Genomic DNA, 5821 nt, shown 5'->3' with positions numbered 1-5821 from the left:
CGTTGCTGGCGCTTGCCGTAGTCGCTGAAAGCGTTTTCGGACTCTTCCAACGCCAGCAACACTTGCTGCTCATAGGTCGCCAACGCGCCGTCGGCTTCGGCATTCGCGCCACGCAAACGCGCGCGCACGCTGCCCAGGTCGAACGCGGCCCAGGTGATGCTCGGGCCCAGGGACCAGGCATTCGCCGCGGCCGAGCCGATCTGCGAGCCCCGCCCGGCGGTGAAGCCGAGGAAGCCGCTGAGGCTGACCCGTGGGAACAGGTCGGCCTTGGCCACGCCGATGCGCGCGGTCGCGGCGGCCAGTTTGCGTTCGGCGCTGAGGATGTCCGGGCGCCGTTGCAGCAGTTGCCCCGGGTCGCCAATCGGCAGTGCCTTGGCAATCGCCGGCAAGGCTTTGGGGCTCAGGTCCACGCTCAGTTTGTCGGGACGTTGGCCGAGGAGGGTGGCGATGCGGTTACGCTCGCGCACTTGCTCGGCCTGCAGTTGCGGCACGCTGGCTTCCACCGACGCGAGGCGGGCGTCGGCACGTTCCACGTCGAGTTGATCACCTACACCGGCATCGCGCAGGCTGACGGTGATGGTGCGCGAGTCCTGCTGGTTCTTCAGGTTGTCCAGGGCGATGCGTTCACGCAGTTGCGCACCGCGCAGTTGACCGTAGGCATCCACCAACTCGGCAATCATGCTGACTTGCAGCTGGTACAGATCGGCTTCGGCCACCTGTTGGTCAGCGTCGCTGGCCTCCAGGTTACGGCGGATGCGTCCGAACAGATCCACCTCCCACGCCATGTCCAGGCCCAGGTCATAGCGCTCACTGTTGACGCGCTTGGTGGTCTGGCCCGGAATCTGGCCCTTGCCCACGTCACTGCTGGCGCGGGACGTCACGACCGGCATGATGTCGTTGGCCGCGTCATCACGAATCGCCCGTGCCGCCCGCAGGCGGGCGAACGCTACGCGCAAATCACGGTTGCCGCTCAAAGACTGGGTCACCAGTTGGTTGAGCGTCGGGTCTTCGAACTGCTGCCACCAGATGCCTTCGTATTTGGCATGGTCATAGCTTTTGGTGTCGGCGGCGGCCGTAATATTGGCCGCCTCCAGCTGTTGGGTCTTGTAGTCCGGGCCTACGGCACAGGCGGCAAGCGCCAGTACCAGCAAGCTCGGCAGGAAGATTTTCACACTCATTGCTGTGTCTCCAGCTTCAAGGCCTTGGCCGCTTTGCGCGCCTCCTGGCGCTCTACATAGCGCCGGATCAGTACGTAGAACACCGGCGTCAGCAACAGACCGAAGAACGTCACCCCGATCATCCCGGAGAACACCGCCACGCCCATTGCATGACGCATCTCGGCACCGGCACCGCTGGACAGCACCAACGGCACCACACCCATGATGAACGCGAATGAGGTCATCAGGATCGGCCGCAGACGCAAGCGGCAGGCTTCCAGGACCGCAGCCAGCGGGTCGAGGCCTTCCTGCTGTTTGTCCTTGGCGAACTCGACGATCAGGATCGCGTTCTTACACGCCAGGCCCACCAGTACGATCAGCCCGATCTGGGTAAAGATATTGTTGTCGCCGCCCGAGATGATCACCCCAGTGATGGCCGACAGCAGCGTCATCGGTACGATCAGGATCACCGCCAGCGGCAGGCTCCAGCTTTCGTATTGGGCGGCCAATACCAGGAACGCCAGCAATACGCAGAGCGGGAACACAAACAGCGCAGTGTTGCCCGAGAGGATCTGCTGGTAGGTCAGGTCGGTCCACTCGTAGGTCATGCCGTTGGGCAGTTCATCCTTCAACAGTTTTTCAATCGCGGCCTGGGCCTGGCCGGAGCTGTAGCCCGGTGCGGCGTTGCCGTTGATTTCAGCCGTGATAAAGCCGTTGTAGTGCATCACGCGGTCGGGGCCCGAGGTGTCGCTGACCTTGATAAAGGTCGCCAGCGGGATCATCTCGCCTTTGTTATTGCGCACTTTCAGCTGGCCGATCTGGTCGGCGTCCTGGCGGAACTGCTGCTCTGCCTGCACGTTGACCTGATAAGTGCGCCCGAAGCGGTTGAAGTCGTTGGCATACAACGAACCCAGGTAGACCTGCAGGGTGTCGAAGATGTCGCTGATTGCCACACCGTGGGTCTTGGCTTTCTCGCGGTCGATAGCGGCATCGACCTGCGGCACATTCACCGTGTAGCTGGTGAACAGGCCGAACAGTTCGGGCACGTTGTGGCTCTTGGTGATGACGTTCTGCACTTCTTTATACAGCTCGTCATAGCCGAGGTTGCCACGGTCTTCAATCTGCAGGCGGAACCCGCCGATGGTGCCCAGGCCTTGTACCGGCGGCGGCGGGAAGATCGCCATGTAGGCTTCTTCGATATTGGCGTATTGGCCGTTCAGCGCACCGGCAATCGCACCGGCGGACATGCTTGCGTCTTTACGCTCGCCGAAGGGCTTCAAGGTCACGAACACGATGCCGCTGTTCGGGCTGTTGGTGAAGCCGTTGATCGACAGGCCGGGAAAGGCAATCGCGGCTTCCACGCCGGGTTGCTTCAAGGCGATCTCCGACATGCGCTTCATGACGTTTTCGGTGCGGTCCAGGCTCGCGGCGTCGGGCAGCTGGGCGAAGGCCACCAGGTATTGCTTGTCCTGGGCCGGCACGAAGCCTGTCGGCGTGTGGGCGAACCCGAAGAACGTCAGCACCATCAGGCCGGCGTACACGAACAGGGCAATGCCGCTGCCGCGTATCACTCGACGCACGGTACCCACGTAGCCATGGCTGGCCTTTTCGAAAAAGCGGTTGAAGGGACGGAACAACCAGCCGCCGAAGACCTTGTCGAGGAACCTGGAGAAACGATCCTTCGGCGCGTCGTGAGCGCGCAGCAACACGGCGGCCAGGGCAGGGGACAGCGTCAGCGAGTTGAACGCCGAGATCACGGTCGAGATCGCAATGGTCAAGGCGAACTGTTTGTAGAACTGCCCGGTCAAGCCACTGATAAAGGCGGCCGGAATGAACACCGCGCACAGCACCAGCGCCGTGGCGATGATAGGGCCGGTGACTTCACTCATGGCTTTTTCGGTGGCCGGGAAGGGCTCCAGGCCCAACTCGATATTCCGTTCGACGTTCTCCACCACCACGATGGCGTCGTCCACCACAATACCGATCGCCAGTACCAGCCCGAACAACGACAGGGCGTTGAGCGAGAACCCGAACAGGTGCATCACCGCAAATGTACCGATCAACGATACCGGCACTGCCACCAACGGAATAATCGAGGCGCGCCAGGTCTGCAGGAACAGAATCACCACCAGCACCACGAGGATCAGTGCTTCGAACAGGGTGTGCACGACCGCTTCGATGGAACCGCGCACAAAGATGGTCGGGTCATAGGCGATGCGGTAATCCATCCCCGCCGGAAAGCTCTTTTTCAGCTCGGCCATTTTGCTGCGCACATCGTTGGAGATGTCGATGGCGTTGGAGCCGGGGCGCTGGAAAATCGGAATCGCAACGGCGGGCTGGTTGTCGATCAGCGAGCGCAGCGCGTACTGGCTGGACCCCAGCTCGACCCGAGCGATGTCCTTCAGGCGCGTGATTTCACCGTTGGCGCCGGCGCGAATCACAATGTTCTCGAACTCTTCCTCGGTGACCAGACGGCCTTGGGTATTGACCGACAACTGGAAGCTGGTGTCACTCGGCGCAGGCTGCGCGCCCAGGGCGCCGGCGGCCACCTGACGGTTCTGCTCGCGGATCGCCGTGACCACATCGGTTGCGGTCAGGTTGCGCGAAGCGGTCTTGTTCGGGTCAAGCCAGACGCGCAGGGAGTAGTCGCCCATGCCGAACAACTGCACGTCGCCGACGCCGCCCAGGCGGGCCAGCTCATCCTTGATATTGAGGATCGCGTAGTTGGACAGGTACAGCATGTCGTAACGCTGATCCGGGGAGGTCAAGTGCACCACCATGGTCAGGTCGGGAGAGGCCTTGTCCACGGTGATACCGATGCGTGTCACTTCTTCAGGCAGCTTTGGCTGAGTCCGCGTGACGCGGTTTTGTACCTGCACCTGCGCGTTGTCCAGGTCGGTGCCCAGGGCGAAGGTGATGGTCAGGGTCAGCTTGCCGTCGGCGGTCGATTGCGAAGACATGTACAGCATGTTTTCGACACCGGTGATGGCTTGCTCCAGTGGCGCGGCCACGGTTTCACCGATGACTTTTGGGTTGGCGCCGGGGAAGTTGGCGCGGACCACGACGGTCGGCGGCACCACTTCCGGGTATTCACTGATGGGCAGTTGGAACAGCGAGATTGCGCCTGCGATCAGGATCAACAGCGACAGCACCGCTGCGAAGATCGGCCGCGAAATGAAGAACTTGGAAAAATTCATCTTGAGTCGTATCCCTTAACCGCGTGGAGTCGCGACGCTGGCGAGCTTGGGCGCGGCTTTATCCGGCGCCACTTGTTCCAGGTTGCTGGCTTCAAGCGCTTGTCGTTGTTGGGCCAAGGCGGCGAGGGTTTCCTGGCTGGCCATCGGGATGGTTTCGGCGGTGACCGGCGAGCCGGGACGCACACGCTGCAGGCCCTTGACGATCACGGTGTCGTCCTTGGTCAGGCCGCTGCGCACGATGCGCAGACCTTCGATCTTCGGCCCCAGCTCCACCGAGCGATAGGCCGGCTTGTCGCCTTCCATCACCAGTACGAACTTCTTGCCCAGGTCGGTGCCCACGGCTTCGTCATTGATCAGCACGGCGGAGTAGGTGCCGCTGCCCACCAGCTTCAAGCGCGCATACAGGCCAGGCGTGTATTCACCCTTGCTGTTGTCGAACACGGCGCGGCCGCGAATAGTGCCGGTGGCCGGGTTGACCTGGTTGTCGACGAAGTTCATCTGGCCCAGGTGCGGGTTGCCGGTTTCATTCGACAGGCCCAGGTACACCGGGGTGGTCGCGCCGCGACGGCCTTGGCGAGCCAGCTCGGTGTATTTGAGGAACACACGCTCATCGGCATCGAAGTAGGCGTAGACCTTGTCGGTGGACACCACGCTGGTCAGCGCGGTGGTGTCGGCGGTCACCAGGTTGCCGGCGGTGATTTCGGCACGGCTGACGCGGCCGCTGATCGGCGAGGTGACGCGGGTGAAGCTCAGGTTCAACTTGGCCAGGTCCAACTGCGCCTGAATCCCGGCAACAGCGGCGCGGGCTTCCTGGGCGGCGGTGGTGCGCGAGTCAGCCAATTCGGCGGAGATCGCATTGCTCTGGCGCAGGCGGTCACCGCGTTGCGCTTCGTTATCGCTGCGGGTGGCGGCGGCCTTGGTTTGCGCCAGTTGGGCTTCGAGGCGGCGTACTTCGGCCTGGAACGGGCGCGGGTCGATCTGGAACAACAGGTCGCCTTTCTTGACCAAAGCGCCTTCGATGAAAGCGACTTGGTCAATCTGGCCAGAAACCCGTGGACGAATCTGTACGGTTTCCGGGGCTTCCAGGCGCCCGGTGAATTCATCCCACTCGTTGACCGGCTGTTCCAGCACCTTGGCCACGCTGACTTTGGCGGCCGGCATGGCGGCCGCTTGTTCCGGGGTCTTGCCGCATGCGCTCATCACCACCATGGCCAGGATCGCCAAGGGCAAGCGCAAATGTTTGAGTGACTGTTCCATGAGGTGCATCCGCCAATGTATTTGAGATGGGCGGATCATGCGCGGGGAGGCGGTATGTCACGAATCGAATGAAGCAAAGGTCATTATCATTCGGAATGATATAAGCGCGGGCTGACGCCGCACCCTATGACCGGCAGCGTTCGTTAAATACCCCACACCGTTCGCGCCCGCCGCATGCGGTCGCGGTTGAACATCACTTGATGGGCACAG

At 62.2% G+C, this 5821-nt stretch carries 3 protein-coding genes; all 3 read right to left on the bottom strand.

All coding sequences use genetic code 11. The features are described from left to right. Nucleotides 1-1178: TolC family protein (locus tag Q1V60_RS22110; protein ID WP_300634820.1), on the bottom strand; the 1178-nt coding region annotated here is incomplete at its 3' end. After that, nucleotides 1175-4354 (bottom strand): efflux RND transporter permease subunit, encoded by a 3180-nt coding sequence (locus Q1V60_RS22105; protein ID WP_300634818.1) that lies wholly within the window; start codon nucleotides 4352-4354, stop codon nucleotides 1175-1177. The genes Q1V60_RS22105 and Q1V60_RS22110, both read right to left, overlap by 4 nt. Before the next feature lie 15 nt (nucleotides 4355-4369). Then, nucleotides 4370-5611, bottom strand: a complete 1242-nt coding sequence (gene mexE, locus Q1V60_RS22100) for a multidrug efflux RND transporter periplasmic adaptor subunit MexE (RefSeq protein ID WP_300634816.1) — start codon at nucleotides 5609-5611, stop codon at nucleotides 4370-4372. Nucleotides 5612-5821: the final 210 nt, after the last annotated feature.

It is taken from the genome of Pseudomonas sp. (assembly GCF_030147005.1).
GTDB lineage: Bacteria > Pseudomonadota > Gammaproteobacteria > Pseudomonadales > Pseudomonadaceae > Aquipseudomonas.
This window is presented reverse-complemented; position numbering and strand designations above follow the sequence as displayed.

Coding starts and splice junctions, on each gene's coding strand:
- Q1V60_RS22105 (WP_300634818.1), bottom strand. CDS start 4,354: ATGAATTTTTCCAAGTTCTTCATTTCGCGGCCGATCTTCGCAGCGGTG.
- mexE (WP_300634816.1), bottom strand. CDS start 5,611: ATGGAACAGTCACTCAAACATTTGCGCTTGCCCTTGGCGATCCTGGCC.